We start from the raw sequence: 23722 nt of genomic DNA on the forward strand, positions 1-23722 counted from the left end.
TTGGTCATAATGGCCATCTATAACTGTCACGCTCGCCCGTTTGCGCGGGCTCAGGAGTCTGCCGTGAGCTTTACCCCAGCCAACCGTCTGTTCCCTGCCACCCGCCTGCGTCGCAATCGCCGTGATGATTTTTCCCGGCGACTGGTGCGTGAGAACGTGTTGACGGTCGATGACCTGATCCTGCCGGTGTTCGTGCTCGACGGTGAAAACCGCCGCGAAGCCGTGGCTTCGATGCCAGGTGTCGAGCGCCTGACCATCGACCTGCTGCTTGAAGAAGCCGCCAAATGGGTCGAGCTGGGGATTCCGGCGCTGGCGCTGTTCCCGGTCACGCCACCTGAGCTCAAATCCCTCGATGCCGCCGAAGCCTGGAATCCCGAAGGTATCGCCCAGCGCGCCACCCGCGCCCTGCGTGACCGATTCCCGGAGCTGGGCGTGATCACCGACGTCGCCCTGGATCCGTTCACCACTCACGGTCAGGACGGCATTCTCGACGAAGAAGGCTATGTGCAGAACGACATCACCGTCGATGCACTGGTCAAACAGGCGCTGTCCCACGCCGCCGCCGGCGCCCAGGTGGTTGCCCCGTCGGACATGATGGATGGCCGCATCCAGGCGATCCGTGAGGCGCTGGAGCTGGCCGGTCACGTCAACGTGCGGATCATGGCCTACTCGGCCAAGTACGCCAGCGCCTATTACGGCCCGTTCCGCGATGCTGTGGGTTCGGCCGCGAACCTGGGCAAGGCGAACAAGGCTTCCTATCAGATGGACCCGGCCAACAGCGACGAAGCGCTGCACGAAGTGGGCGCGGACTTGTCTGAAGGCGCGGACATGGTCATGGTCAAACCCGGCATGCCGTACCTGGATATTTTGTTCCGGGTAAAAGATGCCTTCAAAGTGCCGACCTTCGTCTATCAGGTTAGCGGCGAATACGCCATGCACATGGCGGCGATCCAGAATGGCTGGTTGAGCGAAGGCGTGATCCTCGAATCCCTGACCGCCTTTAAACGTGCCGGCGCTGATGGCATCCTGACTTACTTTGCTGTCCGTGCCGCTCAATTGTTACGAGAGCAGAAATAGCCCTCCCAGGAACATTCGATGAATACCGAAGGACTCACTGAAGTTGCCGTAAAAGAAGCTCAACCCGTGGTCGAGCAGATTACCGAAACCCCGCCGGAACTGGAGCCCGCGCCACCTGCGCCGGCAACTGAACCCGCTCCGGCGGCCCCGGCGATCGCGATTCCCGGCCTGGATGACAGCAGCCTGTATATCCACCGGGAATTGTCGCAACTGCAGTTCAACATCCGCGTGCTGGAACAGGCGCTGGACGAGTCCTATCCGTTGCTGGAGCGGCTGAAGTTCCTGCTGATCTTCTCCAGCAACCTCGACGAATTTTTCGAAATTCGCGTCGCCGGCCTCAAGAAGCAGATCACCTTCGCCCGTGAACAGGCCGGCGCCGACGGCCTGCAACCGCATCAGGCATTGGCGCGGATCAGCGAGCTGGTGCACGGTCATGTAGACCGTCAGTACGCGATCCTCAACGACATCCTGCTGCCGGAGCTGGAAAAGCATCAGGTGCGCTTCATCCGTCGCCGCTACTGGACGACCAAGCTCAAGACCTGGGTGCGCCGTTACTTCCGCGACGAGATCGCGCCGATCATCACCCCGATCGGCCTCGACCCGACGCACCCGTTCCCGTTGCTGGTGAACAAGAGCCTGAACTTTATCGTCGAGCTCGAAGGCATTGACGCCTTCGGTCGCGATTCCGGCCTGGCGATCATCCCGGCGCCACGCTTGCTGCCGCGGATCATCAAGGTGCCGGAAGAAGTCGGCGGCCCTGGCGACAACTATGTATTCCTGTCGTCGATGATCCATGCCCACGCCGATGACCTGTTCCAGGGCATGAAGGTAAAAGGCTGCTACCAGTTCCGTCTGACCCGAAACGCTGACCTGGCGCTCGACTCCGAAGATGTTGAAGACCTGGCCCGCGCCCTGCGTGGTGAGTTGTTCTCCCGTCGTTACGGTGATGCCGTGCGCCTGGAAGTCGCCGACACCTGCCCGAAACACCTGTCGGACTACCTGCTCAAGCAGTTCAACCTGAGCGAGACCGAGCTGTATCAGGTCAACGGTCCGGTCAACCTGACGCGTCTGTTCAGCATCACCGGTCTGGACAGCCATCCGGAGCTGCAATACACGCCGTTCACGCCGCAGATCCCGAAACTGCTGCAGAACAGCGAGAACATTTTCAGCGTTGTCAGCAAACAGGACATCCTGCTGCTGCACCCGTTCGAGTCGTTCACCCCGGTGGTCGACCTGCTGCGCCAGGCTGCGAAAGACCCGCACGTTCTGGCTGTACGCCAGACCCTGTACCGCTCCGGCGCCAACTCGGAAATCGTCGATGCGCTGGTGGACGCCGCGCGTAACGGCAAGGAAGTGACGGCGGTCATCGAGCTGCGTGCGCGCTTCGACGAAGAGTCCAACCTGCAACTGGCCAGCCGTCTGCAAGCGGCCGGTGCGGTGGTGATCTATGGCGTGGTCGGCTTCAAGACCCACGCCAAGATGATGCTGATCCTGCGTCGCGAAGCCGGCGAGATCGTGCGTTACGCGCACCTCGGCACCGGTAACTACCACGCCGGCAACGCCCGTCTGTATACCGACTACAGCCTGCTGACCTCCGACGACGCCTTGTGCGAAGACGTCGGCAAACTGTTCAGCCAGTTGATCGGCATGGGTAAGACGCTGCGCATGAAGAAGCTGCTGCACGCGCCGTTCACCCTAAAGAAGGGCATGCTCGACATGATTCTGCGCGAGACGCAATTCGCGCTCGACGGCAAGCCGGCGCACATCATCGCCAAGTTCAACTCGCTGACCGATCCGAAGATCATCCGCGCGCTGTACAAGGCCAGCCAGTCTGGCGTGCGCATCGATCTGGTGGTGCGCGGCATGTGCTGCCTGCGGCCGGGCATCGCCGGGGTTTCGCACAACATTCACGTGCGCTCGATCATCGGTCGCTTCCTTGAACACACCCGCGTGTTCTACTTCCTCAACGGTGGCGAGGAGCAAATGTTCCTTTCCAGCGCTGACTGGATGGAGCGCAACCTCGACAAGCGCGTCGAGACTTGCTTCCCGGTGGAAGGCAAGAAGCTGCTGACCCGGGTCAAGAAAGAGCTGGAGTTGTACCTGACCGACAACACCCACAGCTGGAGCCTGCAGTCGGACGGCCGCTACATCCGCAACACGCCGACCGGCAACCAGAACCCGCGCAGTGCGCAGGCGACGTTGCTGGAGCGGTTGGGCAGTCCGATTCTGCCGGTCAGCAGCTGACTGAAGATTTCGGCGCAATAAAAAAGGCGATCCATCCGGATCGCCTTTTTTGTGCCTGCCGGTTACTCAGTGCACGGTCAGAACAATCCCCACCCGCGTCAGCCACTCGGCCTCAAGTGCGAAATCCGCCTGAGTCAGCTGGTTTTCATCCAGCCAGTTCTCCGGGAATTCCACATCGAGGTTGTCGCCATTGGCGTGCAGCGCGACCTGCGGCATGGTCTGGGTGCCGCGAATGTGATGGAACAGGATCGCAAAGCGCAGCAGCACGCACAGGCGGATCAGCTTGTCGCCGTCGTCGCCGAACTCGGCAAACTTGTCCTTGGGGATGTTGCGGCGGTGGCCGCGCACCAGCAGGGCGAGCATTTGCTGGTCTTCGCGGGAGAAACCGGCCAGGTCCGAGTGCTCGATCAGGTAGGCGCCGTGCTTGTGGTATTGGTAGTGAGCGATGTCGAGCCCGACTTCGTGCACTTTCGCCGCCCAGCCCAGCAGTTCGCGCCAGATACCATCGTCCAGCTGCCAATCGACAGCCACTTGATCGAAGGCGTGCAGGGCTTTGCGCTCGACGCGTACGGCCTGTTCCAGATCGACGTGGTAGCGCTCCATCAGCGAGGTCAGGGTGCGTTCGCGCACGTCTTCGTGATGATGGCGGCCGAGCAGGTCGTAGAGTACGCCTTCGCGCAGCGCGCCTTCGCAGTGATCCATACGCTGCAGTTCGAGGGCGTCGAAGATCGCTTCAAGAATCGCTAAACCTGCAGGGAAGATCGCGCGGCGATCCGGCTTGATGCCTTCGAAATCGATCTTGTCGACATCGCCGAGCTTGAACAGGCGACGCTTGAGCCACGCCAGGCCTTCGGCGTTCACTTCGCCGGTGCCATGTCCGCCGGCCTTCAGCGCCAGGCCGATGGCGCGGATGGTGCCCGAGGAGCCGATGGCTTCATCCCAGGTCAGGCGGTGCAGGGCGTGTTCGATGCTCATGATTTCCAGCCGCGCCGCCGTGTAGGCCTGGGCGTAGCGTGCCGGGGTGATCTTGCCGTCCTTGAAGTAGCGCTGGGTGAAACTCACGCAGCCCATTTGCAGGCTTTCGCGCAACAACGGCTCGAAGCGCTGGCCGATGATGAATTCGGTACTGCCGCCGCCGATGTCGGCGACCAGGCGTTTGCCCGGAGTGTCGGCGAGGGTGTGAGAGACGCCGAGGTAGATCAGGCGCGCCTCTTCACGGCCGGAGATGACTTCCACCGGGTGGCCGAGGATTTCTTCGGCACGACGGATGAATTCGCCACGGTTGCGCGCCTCGCGCAGAGCGTTGGTGCCGACGATCCGCACGGCGCCCAGCGGCATACCGTTGATCAGTTGGGCAAAACGCTTGAGGCAATCAAGCCCGCGCTGCATGGATTCTTCGTTGAGATGGCGCTCATCGTCGATGCCGGCGGCCAGCTGAACCTTCTCCCCGAGACGTTCGAGAATACGGATTTCGCCGTTCTGGGCCTTGGCCACGACCATGTGGAAGCTGTTGGAGCCCAGGTCGATCGCGGCGATCAGGGACAGATTCTTGGCTTGGGATTGCGGCATGGTCTGGGGGTCTCGGTCGATAACCTCGACATCGTGCCACGATCAAACGCTGCCGCCAACGCGCATGGTACAAACCCTTGATTTAGCGCACTGACGGCCTGCTTTCAGCCTGCGACTTCCACGGTTCCGATGAAATTCGCCAGTTCCGGCGTCTGCGGATCGGCAAACAACACCTTCGGGTCGCCCACCTCGTGCACCTTGCCCTGGTGCATGAACACCAGTTTGTCCCCGACCTCCCGGGCGAAGCGCATTTCGTGGGTGACCATGATCAGCGTCATGCCTTCCTTTGCGAGCTGGCGGACCACGCTGAGCACTTCGTTGACCAGTTCCGGGTCCAGCGCCGAGGTGATCTCGTCGCACAGCAGCACCTTGGGCGACATCGCCAGCGCCCGGGCAATCGCCACACGCTGTTGCTGGCCACCCGAGAGGCGTTCCGGGAAGGCGTCGAACTTTTCGCCGAGGCCAACGCGCTCAAGCATCTGCCGCGCCAGTTCCGCAGCCTTGGCCTTGGGCACTTTCTGCACCACCTGCGGCGCGAGCATCACGTTTTCGCCCACAGTCAGGTGCGGGAACAGGTTGAACTGCTGGAACACCATCCCGACTTTCTGCCGCAGGCTGCGCAGGTCGGCGCGGGCGGCGTCAAGGTATTCGCCGTCGACTTCGATCACGCCGTCGTTGATCGATTCCAGGCCGTTGAGGGTGCGCAACAGGGTGGATTTGCCCGAACCGCTGCGGCCGATGATCGCCACGACCTGGCCTTCCTCGACGCTCAGGTCGATGCCTTTGAGCACGTGGTGATCGCCGTAGTATTTATGCAGGGCGGAAATTCTAAGCAGAGGCATGCAGTCTCCTTTCCAGGTAGCGCGCACTGAGGGACAAGGGGTAGCAGAGCAGGAAGTAGCCGGCGGCGACGAGGCCGTAGACCATGAACGGTTCGAAGGTGGCGTTGGCGAGCATGCCGCCGGTCTTGGTCAATTCGGTGAAGCCGATGATCGAGGTCACGGCGGTGCCTTTGACCACCTGCACCGAGAAGCCCACGGTCGGCGCCACGGCGATGCGCAGCGCTTGCGGCAGGATCACGTAACGCAGTTGCTCCAGCGGATTGAGCGCCAGGCTCGACGAAGCTTCCCACTGGCCATTGGGAATCGCCTCGACGCAACCGCGCCAGATCTCCGCCAGATAGGCGCTGGTGAACAGCGTCAGGGCAATGGCCGCCGCCATCCACGGCGAAATCTCCACGCCGGCCAGCGCCACGCCGAAGAACACCAGAAACAGCTGCATCAGCAACGGCGTGCCCTGGAACAGTTCGATCCAGGTGCGGGCGATGCTGCTGGGCAGCGGTTTTTTCGAGATGCGCATGATCAGGATCAGCAACCCGACGATCCCGCCGCCAATGAACGCCACCAGCGACAACGCCAGCGTCCATTGCAGGCCGGTGAGCAGGTTGCGCAGGATGTCCCAGAACGTGAAGTCGCTCATTGGCTGCTCCTTGCGCTGCTTTTCGACAGGTAGCGCCGACCGAGCCAGTTCAGTAACTGACGGATCAGCAGCGCCATGCACAGATAAATGAGGGTGGTCAGGGCATAGGTTTCAAAGGCGCGGAAGTTGCGCGACTGAATGAAGTTGGCGGCGAAGCTCAACTCCTCGGTGGCGATCTGCGAACACACCGCCGAACCGAGCATGACGATGATGATCTGGCTGCTCAGGGCCGGCCAGACCTTGCCCAGTGCCGGCAGCAGCACCACGTGGCGGAACGCTTCGAAACGGCTCATCGCCAGCGCAGCAGCGGCCTCCAGTTGCCCGCGCGGGATCGCCTGGATGCCGGCACGGATGATCTCGGTCGAGTACGCACCGAGGTTGATCACCATCGCCAGCACCGCCGCCTGCCACTCGGAGATCTGCACGCCAAGGGACGGCAGACCGAAGAAGATGAAGAACAGCTGCACCAGGAACGGCGTGTTGCGGATCAACTCGACGTACACGCCGAAGATTGTCGAGAACGGGCGGATGTTCCACGCCCGCACCAGCGCCCCGACGATGCCCACGCCAACCCCGAACAGCGCGCCGATGGCTGTCAGCTCAAGGGTGAACAGCGCCCCGCGCAGCAGCAGGTCGGTGTTTTCCACCACCGGCAAGAAATCGAACTGATAGGCCATGAAAGTCTCCCGCGTTGCCGGTCAGAGGTCGGCCGGCAGCGGCTCTTTGAGCCAGGTCTGCGCGTTCTTTTCCAGCGCGCCGTCAGCCTTGGCGGTGGCCAGGATCTCGTTGACCTTGCCCAGCAGCGCCGGTTCGTTCTTGTTCACGCCGACGTAGACCGGCGAATCCTTGAGCTTCACTTTCAACGCCGGTACGCGTTTCGGGCTCTTTTCGCTGATCGCCACCATCACCACGTTGCCGCTGGCGATCAGGTCGACCTGGCCGGCGAGATAGGCGGCGATGGTCGAGTTGTTGTCTTCGAAGCGTTTGATGGTCACGCCTTCAGGGGCGACCTTGGTCAGCTCGATGTCTTCGATGGCGCCGCGAGTGACACTGATGGTCTTGCCCTTGAGGTCGTCCAGGGTGCTGACGGCTGCCTCCGGCGGGCCGAACACAGCGAGGTAGAACGGTGCGTAGGCACGGGAGAAATCGATGACCTTCTCGCGTTCGGGGTTCTTGCCGAGGCTGGAAATCACCAGGTCGACCTTGCCGGTGGTCAGGAACGGGATGCGGTTGGTGCTGTTGACCGGGGTCAGTTCGAGTTTGACCTTGAGCTGGTCGGCCAGCAGTTTCGCGGTATCGATGTCCAGGCCGCGCGGCTTCATGTCCGGGCCGACCGAGCCGAATGGCGGGAAGTCCTGAGGCACGGCGACTTTCAAGGTGCCGCGTTTGACCACGTCGTCCAGACCGTCGGCATGGGCGGGGGCCTGGCTCAGCATCAGACCGGCAAACAGGGCGGCGAGGAGGGCGCTGTAACGCTTCGTCATGGACAATCTCCGGATCGGCGGGAAGTGAATTCTGCGATCGGACAGAGCATGGGCCGTGCCAAGACAGCGGTTTGGCGGCGCAAAGCCACGGGTTTAGCGGGTTTGTTCGGTCTTACTGGTCTGAACAGTCAGGTTGGATTTCGCACTGCGATAGCGCATCGGCGTGCGCCGTCGAACCCCGCTGGGGCATGACTTGCCTGACGCCTCGAATAGCTTTACAACTGGCCGCACCTTGGCCTGGTCCGACTGGAAAACCATGAACTCGATCTCCCGCGCCGTACCCGAAGTGGCGCTGCAAGCGATCCGCAAACTGATTACCGAGCAGGGTTTCGGCCCCGGTGATGCGCTGCCCTCGCAGCGGGATCTGGCGGTGCGGTTGGGGGTCAGTCGGGCGTCGTTGCGCGAGGCGTTGTCGTCCTTGAGTGCGCTGGGGGTGGTCAGCATCCAGCCGGGCAAGGGTGTGTTCGTGCAGTCGCCGGTGGAGTTGCCGCGCGGGGAGGGCGCGCCGGCCTGGCCGTTTGCAGCCCAGGCCTCGCCGCTGGAGATCTTTCAGTTGCGCTATGCGCTGGAAGGGTTCGCGGCCGGGCTGGCGGCGGTGACGCTGAGTACGTTTGATCTGGATGAACTGGAAGACAACGTGGCGGCCATGCGCGAACAGCTGCGCGCTGGCGACTTCGAGGCCGCGGCGAAACTGGATTTCGAATTCCACCGGCGGATCCTGCGGGCCAGCGGCAATCAGGCGATGCTGAGCATCCTCACCGCCAGCGCCGACATCTTTCTGGAGAGCCAGAAGCTACCGTTCATCCGCGCCGAACGGGCCATGGAAACCTGGCAGGAACACCGCAAGATCCTCCGCGCCCTGGCGCGCCGGGCGTCCGCTGCCGCCCAGAAAGCCATGCAGGAGCACGTGCGCAACGCGGCGTTGCGCACTGGAATTGCCTTCATCGCCCCCGCCAGCGCGTGACTTGAGCTATACCCAAACTCATCGAGTGCCATAGCAAGACTCAATCATCTGCGGCTTCCTGAACAAGGGAAGGGCGGCTATGATGGGCCACGTTTTTTTGCTTACAACCTGGAGAATTCCATGAGCAGCGATCTGATCAAACACGTTAGCGACGCTAGCTTCGAAGCCGACGTACTCAAGGCCGAAGGCGCTGTCCTGGTCGACTACTGGGCTGAATGGTGCGGCCCTTGCAAAATGATCGCTCCGGTTCTGGACGAGATTGCAGAGACTTACAAAGGCAAGCTGACCGTTGCCAAGCTGAACATCGACGAAAACCAGGAAACCCCGGCCAAGCACGGCGTACGTGGTATTCCGACCCTGATGCTGTTCAAGAACGGCAACGTGGAAGCGACCAAGGTCGGCGCTCTGTCGAAGTCGCAACTGGCTGCTTTCCTCGACGCCAACATCTAAGCGTCGCGGTAAAGATTGTCCTCAAAAAGCCCCGCAAATCGCGGGGCTTTTTGCGTATTCAGGGCTAGACGCTCCGAAACTCAGGTGATACATTCGGCCCCGCACTGGTTTCTCCACTGCCCCCTGCTAGCCGTCGCCGACGCACTCCTTTTCGAACAAGTACGCGATCCTGTCGCCTTCTCCGCGGCGCGGCCTCATTAAGCCAAAAGCTTAATTTCCCCCCCCTCCATAAATGATTACGTCATTCCTATATGAATCTGACTGAACTCAAGCAAAAGCCGATTACCGAACTGCTCGAATTGGCCGAACAGATGGGCATAGAAAATATGGCCCGTTCGCGCAAGCAGGACGTGATTTTCTCCCTGCTGAAAAAGCACGCGAAAAGCGGTGAGGAAATCTCCGGTGATGGCGTGCTGGAGATTCTCCAGGACGGCTTCGGCTTCCTGCGCTCCGCTGACGCTTCCTACCTCGCCGGCCCTGACGACATCTACGTCTCGCCGAGCCAGATCCGCCGTTTCAACCTGCGCACCGGTGACACCATCGTTGGCAAGATCCGGCCGCCAAAGGAAGGCGAGCGTTACTTCGCCCTGCTCAAGGTCGACACGATCAACTTCGATCGTCCAGAGAACGCGAAAAACAAGATTCTCTTCGAGAACCTGACCCCGCTGTTCCCGACCGTGCGCATGAAGATGGAAGCCGGCAACGGTTCCACCGAAGACCTGACCGGTCGTGTGATCGACCTGTGCGCCCCGATCGGCAAAGGCCAGCGCGGTCTGATCGTTGCACCGCCGAAAGCCGGTAAGACGATCATGCTGCAGAACATCGCGGCCAACATCGCCCGTAACAACCCTGAAGTTCACCTGATCGTGCTGTTGATCGACGAACGTCCGGAAGAAGTGACCGAAATGCAGCGCACCGTGCGCGGCGAAGTGGTTGCCTCGACCTTCGACGAACCGCCGACCCGTCACGTACAAGTGGCTGAAATGGTGATCGAGAAGGCCAAGCGCCTGGTCGAACACAAGAAGGACGTGGTGATCCTGCTCGACTCCATCACCCGTCTGGCCCGTGCCTACAACACCGTGATCCCGAGCTCCGGCAAGGTGCTGACCGGTGGTGTCGATGCCCACGCCCTGGAGAAGCCGAAGCGTTTCTTCGGTGCCGCGCGTAACATCGAAGAAGGCGGCTCGCTGACCATTATCGCCACCGCGCTGGTTGAAACCGGCTCGAAGATGGACGAAGTGATCTACGAAGAGTTCAAGGGTACCGGCAACATGGAACTGCCTCTGGATCGCAAGATCGCCGAGAAGCGTGTGTTCCCGGCCATCAACATCAACCGCTCCGGCACCCGCCGCGAAGAGTTGCTGACCGCCGACGACGAACTGCAGCGCATGTGGATCCTGCGCAAGCTGCTGCACCCGATGGACGAAGTAGCTGCCATCGAGTTCCTGGTCGACAAGCTGAAAACGACCAAGACCAACGACGAGTTCTTCCTGTCGATGAAGCGCAAGTAACATCGTCGGTTGAGTCCGAAAGATGGCGCCCTTCAGGGGCGCCATTTTTTTGCCTGATTTTTGTCCGGGCGATCGCAGGTGTGCGATCTGTTAAGGTCCGTGTGCCGGAAAAACAAGAAGCAGCGCCTTGGGCTGTACAAAAAATAACCACCTGATTGGCATTAAAGATTTATGAGCACACTCGCTTATCGAAGGGATATCGACGGCTTGCGCGCAGTCGCTGTGATTGCCGTGGTGCTGTTCCACTTTGGCGTCCCGGGGTTCACCGGCGGATTTGTCGGCGTGGACGTGTTTTTCGTGATTTCCGGCTACCTCATCACCTCGATCATCTGGAACCAGCGCCAGGCCGGGCGTTTCAGCTTCGTCGAGTTCTGGGCCCGACGCGCCCGGCGGATCCTGCCGGCGCTGTTTGCGATGATCATCGCGGTGCTGGCGGTGGGCTGGTTCCTGCTGGCACCCAAGGACTACGAAGAGCTCGGGCGCTCGGTGCGCTACCAGGTAACCTTCGTCTCGAACATTCTGTTCATGCGTCAGGATGGCTATTTTGACGTCGCTTCGGATCTCAAGCCGCTGCTGCACACTTGGTCGCTGGCGGTGGAGGAACAGTTCTACATTCTCTTCCCGCTGTTGCTGACCTTGCTGTCGAGCCGTCTGAAACACTGGCGGCTGGCGCTGTTCGGCGTGTTGTTGCTGTCCTTCGGGCTGAGCGTGTGGGCGGTCCATCATTATCCGGAGAAGGCGTTTTTCCTGTTGCCGATGCGGGCGTGGGAGCTGCTGGCCGGTGCGATGCTCGCCGTGGCGCCCCGGCATTCGTGGCGCCTCAAACCGATGGCAGCGCAGGGGCTGAGCCTGCTCGGCATGGCGCTGATCCTGCTGGCCGTCTTCGGGTACGACAAAAGCACGCCATTCCCCGGCGCCGCGGCGCTGCTGCCGGTGCTGGGCGTGGTGGCGCTGATCCTGGCCAACGGTCATCGTGAAACGTTGATGGGTCAATTGCTGAGCAGTCGGGTGATGGTCGGCCTCGGCCTGATTTCCTATTCCTGGTACTTGTGGCACTGGCCGGTGTTCGTGTTTTCCAGCTATGCCAGCGTCGAGGAACCGGGGGCGCTGGACATCGCAGGATTGATCCTGCTGACGCTGGTGCTGGGTTACCTGTCTTGGAAGTTCGTCGAGACACCGTTCCGCGAGCGTCGCCTGCTCGCCGGACGCCGGCAGGTTCTGCTGGCCGGTTTTTGCGGCATTCTGGTGCTCGGCCTGGCCGGGCAAGCCCTGCGCTGGACCGATGGCTTGCCGTCGCGTCTGTCCGAGCAGGCGCTGCAATATGCCAAGGGCCACGAGTGGCGGCCGGAGCTGATGGCGTGCCTGACGGACGACAAGGCCCCGGATGACAAGCTGTTCTGCCATTACGGTGTGGAAAGCCTGCCGGCCCAGGCGATGGTCTGGGGTGACAGCCACGCTACGGCACTGATTCCGGTGCTGGAGGACGCTGCGCAAGCCCATGGCGTCAACGTGATCCTCGCCAGCTCTGCCGGTTGTATTCCGGTTGAAGGGTTGGAGCATGACGCGGCCTGTACGCGTTTCAATCGGCGTGTCGAGCAGGGGTTGAGCGCGCAACGTATCAGCGATGTGGTGCTGGTCGCGCGTTGGAGCCTCTATCTGTATGGCGACGCCAAAGGGGATCTCGACCATGCGCTCAGAAAGCCGGATGGTAAGTACGACAGTGCCGTCGCTGAACAACGTCTGGCCGATGGGCTGCGCGCACGGCTTGCTCAATTGCGTGAGGGCGGGCATCGGGTCTGGCTGGTGAAAGAGGCGCCGTTGCAGGCGTTCAACCCGCCGTATCGCCTGACACGCCTTGCGATGCTGGGTCATTCGGTGGATGAGGTCGGCCTGGCCATCGGCGAGCATGACAAGCGCCAGGCATTCATCAGCCGGTTGTTCGCCCAACTGGCGCAGGATCCGATGGTGCGGGTGATCGATCCGGCGCCACGGCTGTGTGATGAACACGGTCTGTGTCGCGCCGAACTCGACGGCTATTCGCTGTACAAGGATGACAATCACCTGTCGGAAGTCGGTGCGCGATTCGTGGCGCCGATCCTCGAACCGCTGTTTGTCAGTCTGCAGGCCGGTAAAAATCCGGGTAGCGGCCAGGTGAATGCAGCCAAGTAAGCAGTGACGGGCTGCCAGCGACCGGCATAGCAGGTAGGATGTACGCCTATTTTGAGGGTGCCATCGTCAATGAAATTCAAGGATCTTCGGGATTTCGTGCAGCAGCTTGAGCAGCGCGGAGAGTTGAAACGCATCCAGATTCCCGTCTCGCCGGTGCTGGAGATGACCGAAGTGTGCGACCGCACACTGCGGGCCAAGGGCCCGGCGCTGCTGTTCGAGAAACCGACCGGCTATGACATTCCGGTGCTCGGCAACCTGTTCGGCACGCCCGAGCGGGTCGCCATGGGCATGGGCGCCGAGTCGGTCAGCGAGCTGCGCGAAATCGGCAAGCTACTGGCGTTCCTCAAGGAGCCGGAGCCGCCGAAGGGCTTGAAAGATGCGTGGTCGAAGTTGCCGATCTTCCGCAAGATCATCGCGATGGCGCCGAAAGTCGTCAAAGACGCCCCGTGCCAGGAAGTGGTCATCGAAGGTGATGACGTCGACTTGGCGATGCTGCCGGTGCAGACCTGCTGGCCGGGCGACGTGGCGCCGCTGATCACCTGGGGCCTGACCGTCACCAAAGGTCCTAACAAGGATCGGCAGAACCTCGGCATCTACCGTCAGCAAGTGATCGGCCGCAACAAGGTCATCATGCGCTGGCTCAGCCACCGTGGCGGCGCGCTGGATTTTCGTGAGTGGTGCGAGAAACATCCGGGCCAGCCGTTCCCGGTGTCCGTGGCCCTCGGCGCGGATCCTGCAACCATTCTCGGCGCCGTCACCCCGGTGCCGGACAGCCTCTCCGAATACGCCTTCGCCGGCCTGTTGCGCGATAGCCGCACAGAATTGGTGAAGTGCCGTGGCAACGACCTGCAAGTGCCGGCCACGGCCGAAATCATCCTTGAAGGCGTAATCCATCCGGGCGAGATGGCCGACGAAGGCCCGTACGGCGACCACACCGGTTACTACAACGAAGTCGACAGCTTCCCGGTGTTCACCGTCGAGCGCATCACCCACCGGATCAAACCGATCTACCACAGCACCTACACCGGCCGTCCACCGGATGAACCGGCGATTCTCGGCGTGGCGTTGAACGAAGTGTTCGTGCCGATCCTGCAGAAGCAGTTCCCGGAGATCACCGACTTCTACCTGCCGCCGGAAGGCTGTTCGTACCGCATGGCCGTGGTGACGATGAAGAAGTCGTATCCGGGGCATGCCAAGCGCGTGATGCTGGGTGTCTGGTCGTTTTTGCGACAGTTCATGTACACCAAGTTCGTTATCGTCACCGACGACGATATCAACGCGCGGGACTGGAACGACGTGATCTGGGCCATCACCACGCGCATGGACCCCAAGCGCGACACGGTGATGATCGACAACACGCCGATCGACTACCTCGACTTCGCCTCGCCGGTGTCGGGTCTTGGCTCGAAGATGGGCCTGGACGCCACTCACAAGTGGCCGGGCGAAACCACTCGCGAGTGGGGCCGCGTCATCGTCAAGGATGATGCCGTCACCCAACGGATCGATGCCATCTGGAATCAGTTAGGAATAGATTGATGCGTGTAACCCTGCAGCCCTCCGGAGCGGTGCTCGAGATACGGCCCGGAGAGCGGATTCTCGATGGTGCGCGGCGCCTGGGCTACGAATGCCCGCAAAGCTGCCGCAACGGCAATTGTCACGTGTGCGCAGCGCTGCTGGTGGAAGGCCGGGTCGAACAGGCCGGAAAGGTGCAAGACCACGGCGAGTTCTACACTTGCATAGCGGAGCCGCTGGAAGACTGCATCCTGCTGTGGGATGGCGTGCTCGCGCTGGGAGAACTGCCGGTGCGCAGCCTGTCGTGTCAGGTCATCGAATGCCGGGACGTCGGTGGCGATACTTGGCGCGTGCGCCTGCGGGCGCCGGCCGGCAAGCCGCCGCGTTATCACGCGGGCCAGTACCTGATGATCGAGCGCGAGAGCGGCGAGAAGTCAGCCTTTTCCATGGCCTCGGCGCCCCACGGCGGGCGAGACCTGGAAATCCACGTACTGGCGCGTGAAGCCAGTGCCCTGAACCTGATCGAGCAACTGCAGCGCAATTCGATGGTGCGGGTCGAGCTGCCGTTCGGCGACACCCACCTCGCGGAATTGCCCGACGGGCTGCTGGTGCTGATCGCCGCCGGCACCGGCATGGGCCAGATTCACAGCCTGATCGAACATTGCCGGGCCAACGGCTTCAAACATCCGGTGCATTTGTACTGGGGCGTGCGTCGTCCGGAAGATTTCTATGAAATCGAACATTGGGACGAATGGCTGAAGCTGCCCAACCTGTTCCTGCACAAGGTCGTCAGCGACCAATGCGGCTGGGAAGGGCGCTGCGGGATGTTGCATGAGGCGGTGTGCGAGGACTTTCCGGATCTGAAACCCTTGCACGTCTATGCCAGTGGTTCGCCGGCGATGGTCTACGGCACGCTGGATGCGCTGGTGGAAGCCGGGATGGATGCCCACCAGATGCGCGCCGATGTGTTTGCGTATGCGCCGCGCTCTTGAGCCGCGCGACTGAGCCCTCCTAGAACCGCACGCCCGTCGTCACCATGGCCGCGTTGGCGCCGAGAAAGACCAGCTCGGCGGCCAGCGGGCCGTAATGGGTGCCGACGGACGGAATGATCACCGGTGCAACGCCGAAGTGATTGAGCGGGATCTTGTCCTTGTAGTCACCCCGATAACCCTGCAGCAACCCACCGGTGAGTTTCACGTACACCGGATAATCGGCACTGTCGAAGCGTTTGCCGGCATAGGCGTAATTGGAGCGCTGGCGGAACGAGTTGCGGAAAGTTGCCCCGCCAAATACCCAGCCGGAAGCCTGATTGCGTTCAATGCCGATCAAGTCCTGATGATTATTGTGTTCGGGGTCGGGTGAGTAATGTTTGGTATAGACACTGGTCTGTGCATACCAGAAACCCTTGTCCTCTTGCGAATCATCGGCGGCCAGTGCCTGGCCGGTCTGAATCAATAAAAGTGCGGCCAAAAGCCTTGGTGTGTTCATCGTGCAGCCTCGGTTGAACGGGTTGGCTTGCGCCAGAGGAAAGCCGTTGTACGTAGGCGTTCAGCGACGGTAAATATGGAAAGTCCGAAATTTTAGTAGGAAAAATCCCGGGGCTTCATGAACGAAACCTGAACGAAGCGAAGGCTTATCGATATTTCATTCGGGTATTTAAGATATCTGCGCAATGGTATTAGGCTATATCAAACAAGATAGCCCTCGCGGATAACCCCGAATTAGCGCTATCAAAGGTGTCATACATCCTTTAGCACTTTTCGTTTTACAGTTACTGCTATATGTTCTATCAAGCGAATTGTGCTTACATCTTGTAATACTTGCGGGGCCGAATACTTCCGTCATGACAGCCATTGAATCTGCTTTTCTGAATCTGGCTTACCCTCCGCGGCTCGACCTGGGGCCGCAGCTGACTCACGAACAACTTCTCGCTTCCATGCAATCGACCATGGCACGCCACAAGGGTGGGCCGGTGTGGTTGTTCGCGTATGGTTCGTTGATATGGCGGCCGGAATGTTCGGCGGTGGAGCGGGTGCGCGGGCGGGTGCATGGCTACCATCGCGGTTTGTACTTGTGGTCTCACGAACATCGCGGCACGCCGGAAATGCCGGGGCTGGTGTTCGGTCTGGATCGCGGCGGCTCGTGCAGCGGCTTCGCCTATCGGTTGCCGGAAGACAACCTCGACAGTGCGCTGTATGCGCTGTGGAAACGCGAGATGCCGTTCCCGTCCTATCGCCCACACTGGCTCAACTGCCGACTTGAAGATGGCAGCCAGGTACAGGCGTTGGGATTTGTCTTGGAACGACACCTGCCCAGCTATGCCGGCAATCTGCCGGATCATGTGCTGAGCCAGGTGTTCGAAAGCGCTTGCGGGCGTTACGGCACGACTCGCGATTATGTCGAGCAGACCGCTCACGCCCTGCGCAGCCACGCCATGCCAGACCGGAATCTGGAGGCGCGGCTCAAGCGCTGTAAGTCAAAAGCCGATCAGGCGACTGCTTCGCGGCTCTGACTGGCGACTTGCTTGTGCCACAGGGTCGGCGCCAGGAAGGCCATCGACAGCAGGCAAGCGCCCACCAGCAGCACGAAACCGCCATCCCAACCGAAGTGGTCCACGGTGTAGCCCATCGCTGCACTGGCCGCGACCGAACCACCCAGATAACCGAACAGGCCGGTGAAGCCCGCTGCAGTACCGGCGGCTTTCTTCGGCGCCAGCTCCAGCGCCTGCAGACCGATCAGCATCACCGGGCCGTAGATCAGGAAGCCGATCGAGAACAGCGCGATCATGTCGACGGTCGGGTTACCGGCCGGGTTCAGCCAGTAAACCAGGGTCGCCACGGTCACCAGGGCCATGAACACCATGCCGGTCAGGCCACGGTTGCCACGGAAGATCTTGTCCGACATCCAGCCGCACAGTAGCGTGCCCGGAATACCCGCCCACTCGTAGAAGAAGTAGGCCCACGAAGTCTTGTCGACGTCGAAGTGCTTGGCTTCCTTGAGGTAGGTCGGCGCCCAGTCCAGTACGCCGTAGCGCAACAGGTAGACGAAGACGTTGGCCAGGGCGATGTACCAGAGCATTTTGTTGCGCAGCACGTATTTGACGAAGATTTCCTTGGCGCTGAATTCGTCTTCGTGGCTGGCGTCGTAGCCTTCCGGGTAATCGTTCTTGTACTTCTCGATCGGCGGCAGGCCGACCGATTGCGGGGTGTCACGCATGGTGATGAAGGCAAACGCCGCCACCGCCAGGGCTACCGCCGCCGGCACGTAGAATGCCGAATGCCAGTCGTTGAACAGGCCCATGCCGATCAGGAACAGCGGGCCGATCAGACCGCCACCGACGTTGTGCGCCACGTTCCACACGGACACCACGCCACCGCGTTCCTTCTGCGACCACCAGTGCACCATGGTCCGTCCGCTCGGCGGCCAGCCCATGCCCTGGGCCCAGCCGTTGATGAACAGCAGGATGAACATCATGGTCACGCTGGACGTTGCCCAAGGCGCGAAACCGAAAATGAACATCACCCCCGCCGAGACCAGCAGGCCGAATGGCAGGAAGTAGCGCGGGTTGGAGCGGTCGGAGACCAGGCCCATCAGGAACTTGGAAAGACCGTAGGCGATTGCGATGGCCGACATCGCCAGACCCAGCTCGCCACGGGTATAACCCTCGTCGATCAGGTACGGCATGGCCAGGGAGAAGTTTTTGCGCAGCAGGTAGTAACCCGCGTAGCCAAAGAAGATACCGGCGAAGATCTGCCAACGCAGGCGTCGGTAAGTACTGTCTATTTTTTCTTCAGGCAATGGAGCCTGATGTGCGGCAGGTCGAAAGAAAGCAAACATTCAAGAGCTCCAAATTTCTTGTTTTGACTGCGGATGCGAATGTTACAGTTTCGTTACCGAAAATAGCACCGGTTCGCATCGGCAAAACAGCGGAAAATGTTGGAAGTCGCACGTTCTTTTACGAACCTGTCGCTCTGCTGTAAGAACAGGGCGTTTTCACCACTTGTGAACATGGGGTGGCTTAGACTCGCGATCCGTCGACCGACTGATCAACAGAGATGAATGATGGCTTTGAAGGTTCGCATGCTGATGCGCCGATTATTGGCAGCGACGGTCATTGTCGTTGCGGTGCTGACATTGATTTACGCCGATCACCCTGCCCAGTCCGGTTTGCGCAATGCCACGGTGCTGATCATTCGCCATGCGGAAAAGCCGACTGAAGGGACGGTACTCAATGCCCGGGGCGAACAACGGGCTCAGGCCTATGTGGACTATTTCAATCCGTTGAAGCTGGATGGCCAGACACTGACCCCGGAACGACTGATTGCCGCCGGCGACAGCCCGGTGAGTTCCCGCTCACGCCTGACGTTGACCCCGCTGGCCGAGCGCCTGGGCCTGTCTGTCGAACAGCCTTACATCAATGGCGATGCCCACGAACTGGTCAAGCTGCTGCGCAAGAGCAATCAGGCGCCGACGATCCTGATCGCCTGGCATCACGGCCATATCAACCACCTGATTCAAGCGTTCGGCGGCGACAGCACGGCCCTGATGGGCCAGAAAAAATGGCCGGACGAAGTCTACGACTGGTTGATCGTCCTGCGCTTCGATGAAGAGGGCCACCTCATCAAGGCCCGCAGCCGGAAGGTTCAGGAACATCTGTTGCCGGGCGATGCTGAGGATCCTCCCGGCAACAGATGACGGCTCTGAGGTGCTTCAGCGCACCTGCACCACAACCTTGCCAACAGCCTTGCGCTGCCCAAGATCATTGATCGCCTGTGCCGCCTCGCTCAGCGGATACACCTGCGACACCAGCGGCTTCAGCTTGCCCTCGGCAAACCAGCCGAACAGTTGCTGGAAGTTCGCCGCGTTGTCCTGTGGCTGGCGCTGGGCGAAGGAGCCCCAGAACACGCCGAGCACGGCCGCGCCTTTGAGTAGCACGAGGTTGACCGGCAGTTCGGGAATGCGTCCGCTGGCGAAGCCGACCACCAGCAGGCGGCCGTTCCAGGCGATGGCGCGGATGGCCTGGTCGAACAGGTCGCCGCCGACCGGGTCGTAGATCACGTCGGCACCCTGGCCGTCGGTCAGGCGCTTGATTTCGTCCTTGAGGCTGGTTTCGCTGTAGTTGATCAATTCGTCGGCACCGGCGGCCTTGGCCACGGCAAGCTTCTCGGCGCTGCTGGCGGCCGCGATCACCCGGGCGCCCATGGCTTTGCCGATCTCCACGGCAGCCAGGCCAACGCCGCCGGAGGCGCCGAGCACCAAAAGGGTTTCGCCCGGTTGCAGGTTGCCGCGCTGCTTGAGCGCGTGCATCGAAGTGCCGTAGGTCATGCTGAACGCGGCGGCGGTGTTGAAATCCATCGACGGTGGAATCGGCAGCACGTTATAGCCCGGCACGGCGACCTGCTCGGCGAAGCTGCCCCAACCGGTCAGGGCCATGACCCGGTCACCGACCTTCAAATGACTGACTTTCTCACCTACCGAGCTGACCACGCCGGAGGCTTCGCCACCCGGGGAAAACGGGAAGGGCGGCTTGAACTGGTACTTGCCCTCAATGATCAGCGTGTCCGGGAAGTTGACCCCGGCGGCGTGCACGTCCAGCAGGATTTCATTCTTCTTGGCGACAGGACTGGCGACGTCTTCCAGCACCAGCGATTCGGCAGGGCCGAAGGCTTTGCACAGCACGGCTTTCATCAGGGCTATTCCTTTGGGAGTGATGGCCGATAAGTGTAGGTGTGGCAGTCAACGGGTCAACGAGCATGCCCGGCCCTGATAGTCCGCCATAAGCTTGTGCTTGCGCGGCGGGTCGTTATGCTAGGCCGCAAACCGGATAAGGAGCGAATTGTGAAAGCGTGGATCATGTTGTTGCTGGCCCTGTCTCTGCCTGTGGCAGCGCTGGCCGAAGAAGCCAAAGAAGGCGAGGCGCCGAAGGTCAACTACATCACCTTGAGCCCGCCGTTCGTGGGCAACTACGGGCTGGACGGCACGCCGAAGCTCAAGGTCTACAAGGCCGACGTGGCGTTGCGGGTGACCGGTGACGAGGCGACCAAACTGGTCAAGGCCAACGAGCCGCTGATCCGCAATCAGCTGGTGGCGCTGTTCACCCAGCAGACCACCGATGCGATGGGCAGCATCGAAGGCAAGGAAAAACTGCGTCAGGAAGCCTTGAAGCAGACCCAGCAAGTGATGAATGACGAGACCGGCAAGCCGGTGGTCGAGGATCTGTTGTTCAACAACCTGATCATTCAGTAAGACTGGAATGTGCATGAGCCGGTTTGCCGGCTCCTGCACAGGCGCATTAGCGCAACGCGATGACCGCCGCCCACTGCTCGGCCGTCACCGGCATCACCGACAGCCGCGAACCCTTCTGCACCAGTGGCATTTCGGCCAGGGCGGTCTGCTGTTTCAGGTAATCCAGCTTCAATACCCGGGCAAACGTCTCGACATGGGCGACATCGATCGCACTCCAGGCGTTTTTCTCCGGCGTGGCTTTCGGATCGTAGTAGTGGCTCTCGGGCTCGAGTGCCGTCGGGTCGGGGTAGGCCGCCTCGATAATCTTGCCGATTCCGGCAATGCCCGGCTCCGGGCAGCTGGAGTGATAGAAAAAGAACTCATCCCCCACCGCCATGGCCCGCAGGAAATTGCGCGCCTGATAGTTGCGCACCCCGTCCCAGCGCGCTTTGCCGAGTTTTTCCAGACCCTTGATCGAAAGTTCGTCGGGCTCGGATTTCATCAGCCAATAGGCCATGGTGTGTGCTCCTGAAACGGTCATTGGGCAGGTTGTCGGGCAATTTTATGACAAACCGACAGTCGGTTGACGCCAGCATTTGCGCAGAGGTTCACGTTGTCGCAAAATGCCGGCCTTTAAAGCTTGACGCTGCTGCACGGCCTACGAATGGAAACCGCTGCTGTCATCGTGATGATGTGCCTTGAGGGGGGCAATCGATGAAACGCAAACCGGATTTGCTGTGGACTTTGGTGATTTTGTTCGGTCTTGGCGTCGTGACCACCGGTTATGCGCAAAGTCTGTGGGCCAACAAGGCCGATGCTCCGATTGAAGTGGCGCAACAAGTACAGCAGTCGACAGCGTTCAAACGCTGACACCGTCTTCCCGGCCCCGCTGAATCCCTCGCGGCGCCTACCCTGCGAAATACCACGCCTTGTCGGTCACCGTTCCCTGCAACGGTACATCCCAGCTGGCCTGCGCCAGTCGTTCGACTTTCTGACATTCATGGGCCAGGCCCAACAGCGTCGGCTTGCGCCAGTTCTGGCGTCGGGCCAGATACGCCAGGCTGCGGTCGTAGAATCCACCGCCCATCCCCAGGCGCCCGCCGACATCGTCAAACCCCACCAGTGGCAACAACACCAGATCCAGTGCCCAGATCTTGCGCTGACGGGCGACATTGACCCGGGGCTCAAGAATACGGAAACGGTTGGGCCGCAGCTTTTCGCCGGGCCGAATCTGCTGAAAGACCATTTTGGTTCGCGGCCAGGCGCTCAGCACCGGCAGGTAGGTTTTCTTGCCTCGACGCTGGGCGGCGCGCAGCAGCAGGCGCGGGTCGATTTCACCGTCGGTGGGCAGGTACAGGGAAATGTGTCTGGCCCGGCGAAATTGCGGGTCCTGCGCGAGCTGTTTGTACAGGCCTTCGGCGGCCTGGCGTTGCTGGCTCGGCGTCAGGGAGCGGCGGGCCTTGCGCAGCAGGCGGCGCAGTTGGGGGCGGGGCAGCAACGCGGGTTTGGTCATGGTTCGGCTTCGGCAGGATGAGGACGAAAACGTACGCATAAAAAATCCGATGCCGGCATGCACCGGCATCGGATTCGAATCAGGCTCCCCGGATGAGCCGCTGTCGACTTAGCCCTTGAACCCGAGAGTTCAAGGTGGAGGATGCAGTAGGCTTTAAGGCTTTCCGTCTGGCGGACATGCACACCAGCCCAACGTGCAACCCCCAGGGTAGTGCAAATCGGCTCAGGGACATCGTCAACTGGCAAGCACCCCAGGGAGTGCGGCGAGTATACCTCAAGCCGCCTGGCGAATCAGCCCTTGCTGATGTCCGGATCGTCGGCCAGCGCCAGATCGACACGATCGAGCAAGTCTCGCACCTGTTCACGGGTCGAGCCGCTGGCCTGGATGTCCGGGCGCTCTTCTTTGTGCAAGAGATCGTGGGTGATGTTCAGCGCGGCCATCACGGCGATGCGGTCGGCGCCGATGACTTTGCCGCTGCTGCGGATCTCGCGCATCTTGCCGTCCAGGTAACGCGCGGCACTGACCAGATTGCTGCGTTCTTCCTGCGGACAGATGATCGAATATTCTTTGTCGAGGATCTGCACGGTAACGCTATTGCTTGAACTCATGAGTCTTGCTCCAGGGCCTTGAGGCGCGAAATCATCGATTCGACCTTACGCCGGGCGATTTCGTTTTTTTCAATGAGGTGAGCGCGTTCCTCGCGCCAGGTCTTTTCCTGAGCTTGTAAGAGTGCGTTTTGACTCTTTAGTTGCTCGACCCGAGTAATCAGCAGTTCGAGTCTGGCCATCAGCGCTTGCAGGTCGGTGTCTTCCATTGTGTCCACTGATTCGGTCTGATGGGTTTGGCTGGCGGACAGCCTTTAATGGTCTTGGCGAGTCTGTCGATGTAGGATACAAGGCCTTCATTCTAGACATAGCGCCGTCTGGCGCCTAGCTGCCCATGCCCATTCAGAATTCCCCGTACCAAGGCTTTGCCACCCTGCTGAATTCCAGCGGTCACTCCGTTTCGCCTGCCGAACTGCACGGCCTGTTGCTGGGCCGCAGTTGCGCCGGCGCCGGCTTCAATGCAGACGAATGGCTGATCGATGCCGCCGAGCTGCTCGAAGGCGAGCCGCAGGACAACGTTCGTGCCGCGCTGATCGGTCTGCAGGAAATGGTCAAGAGCGAACTCACCGGCGACGACGTCACCGTGGTTCTGCTGCTGCCGAACGATGACGCGCCACTGGCCGAGCGCGCTGCCGCGCTGGGTGAATGGTGCCAGGGCTTCCTCACCGGGTTCGGCCTGAACTGCCGCGACAGCAGCATGCTGAGCACCGAGGCCACCGAAGTGTTGCAGGATCTGGCGGCGATCTCCCAGGTGCAAGACGCCCTGGAAGAGTCCGAAGACGGCGAAAGCGACTACATGGAAGTCATGGAGTACCTGCGCGTAGCGCCGCTGCTGCTGTTCTCCGAAACCAAGAAAGCCGACGTGCCGCCAGCCGCCAAGCCGTCGCTGCACTGATCGCGTGCCAGGGAAAGCCATCTGC

The 23722-nt window shown here is 61.0% G+C and carries 25 protein-coding genes and 1 other RNA gene; 13 read left to right on the top strand and 13 right to left on the bottom strand.

The features are described from left to right. Positions 1 to 63 precede the first annotated feature (63 nt). Together hemB and ppk1 are read left to right on the top strand one after the other, a co-directional pair. Positions 64 to 1077, top strand: a complete 1014-nt coding sequence (gene hemB, locus AC1RR7_RS09600) for a porphobilinogen synthase (protein ID WP_007951836.1) — start codon at positions 64 to 66, stop codon at positions 1075 to 1077. An 18-nt stretch (positions 1078 to 1095) separates the two neighbouring features. Further along, a complete protein-coding gene (gene ppk1 / locus AC1RR7_RS09605; RefSeq protein ID WP_096817387.1) occupies positions 1096 to 3321 on the top strand; it encodes a polyphosphate kinase 1 in 2226 nt (741 codons plus the stop codon). Between the two features lie 66 nt (positions 3322 to 3387). Here ppk1 and ppx read toward each other — a convergent pair whose 3' ends face one another. The 5 genes from ppx to AC1RR7_RS09630 form a co-directional block, all read right to left on the bottom strand. After that, entirely contained in the window at positions 3388 to 4890 is a 1503-nt protein-coding gene (gene ppx / locus AC1RR7_RS09610) for an exopolyphosphatase (RefSeq protein ID WP_096817389.1), read from the bottom strand. Positions 4891 to 4994: 104 nt separating this feature from the next. After that, entirely contained in the window at positions 4995 to 5732 is a 738-nt protein-coding gene (locus tag AC1RR7_RS09615) for an amino acid ABC transporter ATP-binding protein (RefSeq protein WP_249483018.1), read from the bottom strand. Further along, positions 5719 to 6369, bottom strand: a complete 651-nt coding sequence (locus AC1RR7_RS09620; RefSeq protein WP_102619629.1) for an amino acid ABC transporter permease — start codon at positions 6367 to 6369, stop codon at positions 5719 to 5721. Before AC1RR7_RS09620 ends, AC1RR7_RS09615 begins: the two co-directional genes overlap by 14 nt. Beyond that, a complete protein-coding gene (locus AC1RR7_RS09625) occupies positions 6366 to 7046 on the bottom strand; it encodes an amino acid ABC transporter permease (RefSeq protein ID WP_011336489.1) in 681 nt (226 codons plus the stop codon). The genes AC1RR7_RS09620 and AC1RR7_RS09625 overlap by 4 nt, the downstream gene beginning before the upstream one ends. A gap of 21 nt (positions 7047 to 7067) precedes the next feature. After that, positions 7068 to 7853 (bottom strand): transporter substrate-binding domain-containing protein, encoded by a 786-nt coding sequence (locus tag AC1RR7_RS09630; RefSeq protein WP_096817393.1) that lies wholly within the window; start codon positions 7851 to 7853, stop codon positions 7068 to 7070. A gap of 256 nt (positions 7854 to 8109) precedes the next feature. Between AC1RR7_RS09630 and AC1RR7_RS09635 the strand changes: the two genes are divergently transcribed. The 6 genes from AC1RR7_RS09635 to AC1RR7_RS09660 all read left to right on the top strand — a co-directional run bounded on the left by AC1RR7_RS09635 (position 8110) and on the right by AC1RR7_RS09660 (position 15451). Next, positions 8110 to 8817 (top strand): FadR/GntR family transcriptional regulator, encoded by a 708-nt coding sequence (locus tag AC1RR7_RS09635; protein ID WP_493157229.1) that lies wholly within the window; start codon positions 8110 to 8112, stop codon positions 8815 to 8817. Positions 8818 to 8937: 120 nt separating this feature from the next. Beyond that, positions 8938 to 9267: a thioredoxin TrxA gene (trxA, locus tag AC1RR7_RS09640; protein WP_003206727.1), complete on the top strand. Its 330-nt coding sequence runs from the start codon at positions 8938 to 8940 to the stop codon at positions 9265 to 9267. A 251-nt stretch (positions 9268 to 9518) separates the two neighbouring features. Beyond that, positions 9519 to 10778: a transcription termination factor Rho gene (rho, locus tag AC1RR7_RS09645; RefSeq protein ID WP_003229334.1), complete on the top strand. Its 1260-nt coding sequence runs from the start codon at positions 9519 to 9521 to the stop codon at positions 10776 to 10778. Between the two features lie 171 nt (positions 10779 to 10949). Beyond that, positions 10950 to 12947: an acyltransferase family protein gene (locus tag AC1RR7_RS09650; RefSeq protein WP_493157231.1), complete on the top strand. Its 1998-nt coding sequence runs from the start codon at positions 10950 to 10952 to the stop codon at positions 12945 to 12947. Positions 12948 to 13016: 69 nt separating this feature from the next. Continuing rightward, complete coding sequence (gene ubiD, locus AC1RR7_RS09655) at positions 13017 to 14483, top strand: 4-hydroxy-3-polyprenylbenzoate decarboxylase (protein WP_007951823.1); 1467 nt, start codon at positions 13017 to 13019, stop codon at positions 14481 to 14483. Further along, positions 14483 to 15451 (top strand): CDP-6-deoxy-delta-3,4-glucoseen reductase, encoded by a 969-nt coding sequence (locus tag AC1RR7_RS09660; protein WP_493157233.1) that lies wholly within the window; start codon positions 14483 to 14485, stop codon positions 15449 to 15451. The genes ubiD and AC1RR7_RS09660 overlap by 1 nt, the downstream gene beginning before the upstream one ends. 19 nt (positions 15452 to 15470) lie before the next feature. On the opposite strand, the gene AC1RR7_RS09665 is transcribed toward AC1RR7_RS09660, so the two are convergent. Further along, positions 15471 to 15947, bottom strand: a complete 477-nt coding sequence (locus AC1RR7_RS09665; RefSeq protein WP_096817400.1) for a sn-glycerol-3-phosphate transporter — start codon at positions 15945 to 15947, stop codon at positions 15471 to 15473. A gap of 355 nt (positions 15948 to 16302) precedes the next feature. Between AC1RR7_RS09665 and AC1RR7_RS09670 the strand changes: the two genes are divergently transcribed. Then, the gene (locus AC1RR7_RS09670; protein ID WP_085708964.1) at positions 16303 to 16971 is read left to right on the top strand and encodes a gamma-glutamylcyclotransferase; all 669 of its coding nucleotides are present in this window, start codon (positions 16303 to 16305) and stop codon (positions 16969 to 16971) included. On the opposite strand, the gene glpT is transcribed toward AC1RR7_RS09670, so the two are convergent. Further along, a complete protein-coding gene (gene glpT, locus AC1RR7_RS09675) occupies positions 16947 to 18296 on the bottom strand; it encodes a glycerol-3-phosphate transporter (RefSeq protein ID WP_096817403.1) in 1350 nt (449 codons plus the stop codon). The two genes, AC1RR7_RS09670 and glpT, sit on opposite strands and share 25 nt — an antisense overlap. A gap of 225 nt (positions 18297 to 18521) precedes the next feature. Here glpT and AC1RR7_RS09680 point away from each other — a divergent pair, with 225 nt between their 5' ends. Next, positions 18522 to 19154 (top strand): flagellar basal body-associated protein FliL, encoded by a 633-nt coding sequence (locus tag AC1RR7_RS09680; RefSeq protein WP_493065654.1) that lies wholly within the window; start codon positions 18522 to 18524, stop codon positions 19152 to 19154. A gap of 15 nt (positions 19155 to 19169) precedes the next feature. Here AC1RR7_RS09680 and AC1RR7_RS09685 read toward each other — a convergent pair whose 3' ends face one another. After that, on the bottom strand, positions 19170 to 20147 hold the full coding sequence (locus AC1RR7_RS09685; RefSeq protein ID WP_493157235.1) for an NADPH:quinone oxidoreductase family protein: 978 nt from the start codon (positions 20145 to 20147) through the stop codon (positions 19170 to 19172). A gap of 150 nt (positions 20148 to 20297) precedes the next feature. Here AC1RR7_RS09685 and AC1RR7_RS09690 point away from each other — a divergent pair, with 150 nt between their 5' ends. Next, positions 20298 to 20705 (top strand): flagellar basal body-associated protein FliL, encoded by a 408-nt coding sequence (locus tag AC1RR7_RS09690; protein ID WP_065259922.1) that lies wholly within the window; start codon positions 20298 to 20300, stop codon positions 20703 to 20705. Positions 20706 to 20751: 46 nt separating this feature from the next. Here the strand turns inward: AC1RR7_RS09690 and AC1RR7_RS09695 are convergent, their stop codons facing one another. Then, the gene (locus tag AC1RR7_RS09695; RefSeq protein ID WP_096817412.1) at positions 20752 to 21201 is read right to left on the bottom strand and encodes an EVE domain-containing protein; all 450 of its coding nucleotides are present in this window, start codon (positions 21199 to 21201) and stop codon (positions 20752 to 20754) included. Between the two features lie 197 nt (positions 21202 to 21398). Here AC1RR7_RS09695 and AC1RR7_RS09700 point away from each other — a divergent pair, with 197 nt between their 5' ends. Then, positions 21399 to 21554, top strand: coding sequence for a hypothetical protein (locus AC1RR7_RS09700; protein ID WP_007911192.1), 156 nt, complete (start codon positions 21399 to 21401; stop codon positions 21552 to 21554). A gap of 37 nt (positions 21555 to 21591) precedes the next feature. On the opposite strand, the gene AC1RR7_RS09705 is transcribed toward AC1RR7_RS09700, so the two are convergent. From AC1RR7_RS09705 to AC1RR7_RS09720, 4 genes are all read right to left on the bottom strand, one after another. Next, positions 21592 to 22197 (bottom strand): 5-formyltetrahydrofolate cyclo-ligase, encoded by a 606-nt coding sequence (locus AC1RR7_RS09705; protein WP_493157237.1) that lies wholly within the window; start codon positions 22195 to 22197, stop codon positions 21592 to 21594. 81 nt (positions 22198 to 22278) lie between these two features. Next, a non-coding RNA gene (gene ssrS, locus AC1RR7_RS09710) (6S RNA) lies at positions 22279 to 22457 on the bottom strand. A 30-nt stretch (positions 22458 to 22487) separates the two neighbouring features. Continuing rightward, positions 22488 to 22805 carry a cell division protein ZapA gene (locus tag AC1RR7_RS09715; protein ID WP_096817416.1) on the bottom strand — a complete coding sequence of 106 codons (318 nt, stop codon included), beginning with the start codon at positions 22803 to 22805 and terminating at the stop codon, positions 22488 to 22490. After that, positions 22802 to 23011 (bottom strand): TIGR02449 family protein, encoded by a 210-nt coding sequence (locus AC1RR7_RS09720; RefSeq protein ID WP_096817418.1) that lies wholly within the window; start codon positions 23009 to 23011, stop codon positions 22802 to 22804. The genes AC1RR7_RS09715 and AC1RR7_RS09720 overlap by 4 nt, the downstream gene beginning before the upstream one ends. 125 nt (positions 23012 to 23136) lie before the next feature. Here AC1RR7_RS09720 and AC1RR7_RS09725 point away from each other — a divergent pair, with 125 nt between their 5' ends. After that, positions 23137 to 23697 (top strand): YecA/YgfB family protein, encoded by a 561-nt coding sequence (locus tag AC1RR7_RS09725; RefSeq protein ID WP_096817420.1) that lies wholly within the window; start codon positions 23137 to 23139, stop codon positions 23695 to 23697. Positions 23698 to 23722 lie beyond the last annotated feature (25 nt).

It is taken from the genome of Pseudomonas sp. GW821-FHT11G12 (genome assembly GCF_058808055.1).

What these genes read in the sequence shown, in the direction of transcription:
- AC1RR7_RS09695 (WP_096817412.1), bottom strand. Translation starts at nt 21,201, where the DNA reads ATGGCCTATTGGCTGATGAAATCCGAGCCCGACGAACTTTCGATCAAG.
- AC1RR7_RS09705 (WP_493157237.1), bottom strand. Translation starts at nt 22,197, where the DNA reads ATGACCAAACCCGCGTTGCTGCCCCGCCCCCAACTGCGCCGCCTGCTG.
- AC1RR7_RS09660 (WP_493157233.1), top strand. Translation starts at nt 14,483, where the DNA reads ATGCGTGTAACCCTGCAGCCCTCCGGAGCGGTGCTCGAGATACGGCCC.
- AC1RR7_RS09635 (WP_493157229.1), top strand. Translation starts at nt 8,110, where the DNA reads ATGAACTCGATCTCCCGCGCCGTACCCGAAGTGGCGCTGCAAGCGATC.
- ppx (WP_096817389.1), bottom strand. Translation starts at nt 4,890, where the DNA reads ATGCCGCAATCCCAAGCCAAGAATCTGTCCCTGATCGCCGCGATCGAC.
- AC1RR7_RS09625 (WP_011336489.1), bottom strand. Translation starts at nt 7,046, where the DNA reads ATGGCCTATCAGTTCGATTTCTTGCCGGTGGTGGAAAACACCGACCTG.
- trxA (WP_003206727.1), top strand. Translation starts at nt 8,938, where the DNA reads ATGAGCAGCGATCTGATCAAACACGTTAGCGACGCTAGCTTCGAAGCC.
- AC1RR7_RS09615 (WP_249483018.1), bottom strand. Translation starts at nt 5,732, where the DNA reads ATGCCTCTGCTTAGAATTTCCGCCCTGCATAAATACTACGGCGATCAC.
- ppk1 (WP_096817387.1), top strand. Translation starts at nt 1,096, where the DNA reads ATGAATACCGAAGGACTCACTGAAGTTGCCGTAAAAGAAGCTCAACCC.
- AC1RR7_RS09680 (WP_493065654.1), top strand. Translation starts at nt 18,522, where the DNA reads ATGGCTTTGAAGGTTCGCATGCTGATGCGCCGATTATTGGCAGCGACG.
- rho (WP_003229334.1), top strand. Translation starts at nt 9,519, where the DNA reads ATGAATCTGACTGAACTCAAGCAAAAGCCGATTACCGAACTGCTCGAA.
- AC1RR7_RS09725 (WP_096817420.1), top strand. Translation starts at nt 23,137, where the DNA reads ATGCCCATTCAGAATTCCCCGTACCAAGGCTTTGCCACCCTGCTGAAT.
- AC1RR7_RS09720 (WP_096817418.1), bottom strand. Translation starts at nt 23,011, where the DNA reads ATGGAAGACACCGACCTGCAAGCGCTGATGGCCAGACTCGAACTGCTG.
- AC1RR7_RS09700 (WP_007911192.1), top strand. Translation starts at nt 21,399, where the DNA reads ATGAAACGCAAACCGGATTTGCTGTGGACTTTGGTGATTTTGTTCGGT.
- glpT (WP_096817403.1), bottom strand. Translation starts at nt 18,296, where the DNA reads ATGTTTGCTTTCTTTCGACCTGCCGCACATCAGGCTCCATTGCCTGAA.
- AC1RR7_RS09630 (WP_096817393.1), bottom strand. Translation starts at nt 7,853, where the DNA reads ATGACGAAGCGTTACAGCGCCCTCCTCGCCGCCCTGTTTGCCGGTCTG.
- AC1RR7_RS09715 (WP_096817416.1), bottom strand. Translation starts at nt 22,805, where the DNA reads ATGAGTTCAAGCAATAGCGTTACCGTGCAGATCCTCGACAAAGAATAT.
- AC1RR7_RS09685 (WP_493157235.1), bottom strand. Translation starts at nt 20,147, where the DNA reads ATGAAAGCCGTGCTGTGCAAAGCCTTCGGCCCTGCCGAATCGCTGGTG.
- ubiD (WP_007951823.1), top strand. Translation starts at nt 13,017, where the DNA reads ATGAAATTCAAGGATCTTCGGGATTTCGTGCAGCAGCTTGAGCAGCGC.
- AC1RR7_RS09650 (WP_493157231.1), top strand. Translation starts at nt 10,950, where the DNA reads ATGAGCACACTCGCTTATCGAAGGGATATCGACGGCTTGCGCGCAGTC.
- AC1RR7_RS09670 (WP_085708964.1), top strand. Translation starts at nt 16,303, where the DNA reads ATGACAGCCATTGAATCTGCTTTTCTGAATCTGGCTTACCCTCCGCGG.
- AC1RR7_RS09620 (WP_102619629.1), bottom strand. Translation starts at nt 6,369, where the DNA reads ATGAGCGACTTCACGTTCTGGGACATCCTGCGCAACCTGCTCACCGGC.
- AC1RR7_RS09665 (WP_096817400.1), bottom strand. Translation starts at nt 15,947, where the DNA reads ATGAACACACCAAGGCTTTTGGCCGCACTTTTATTGATTCAGACCGGC.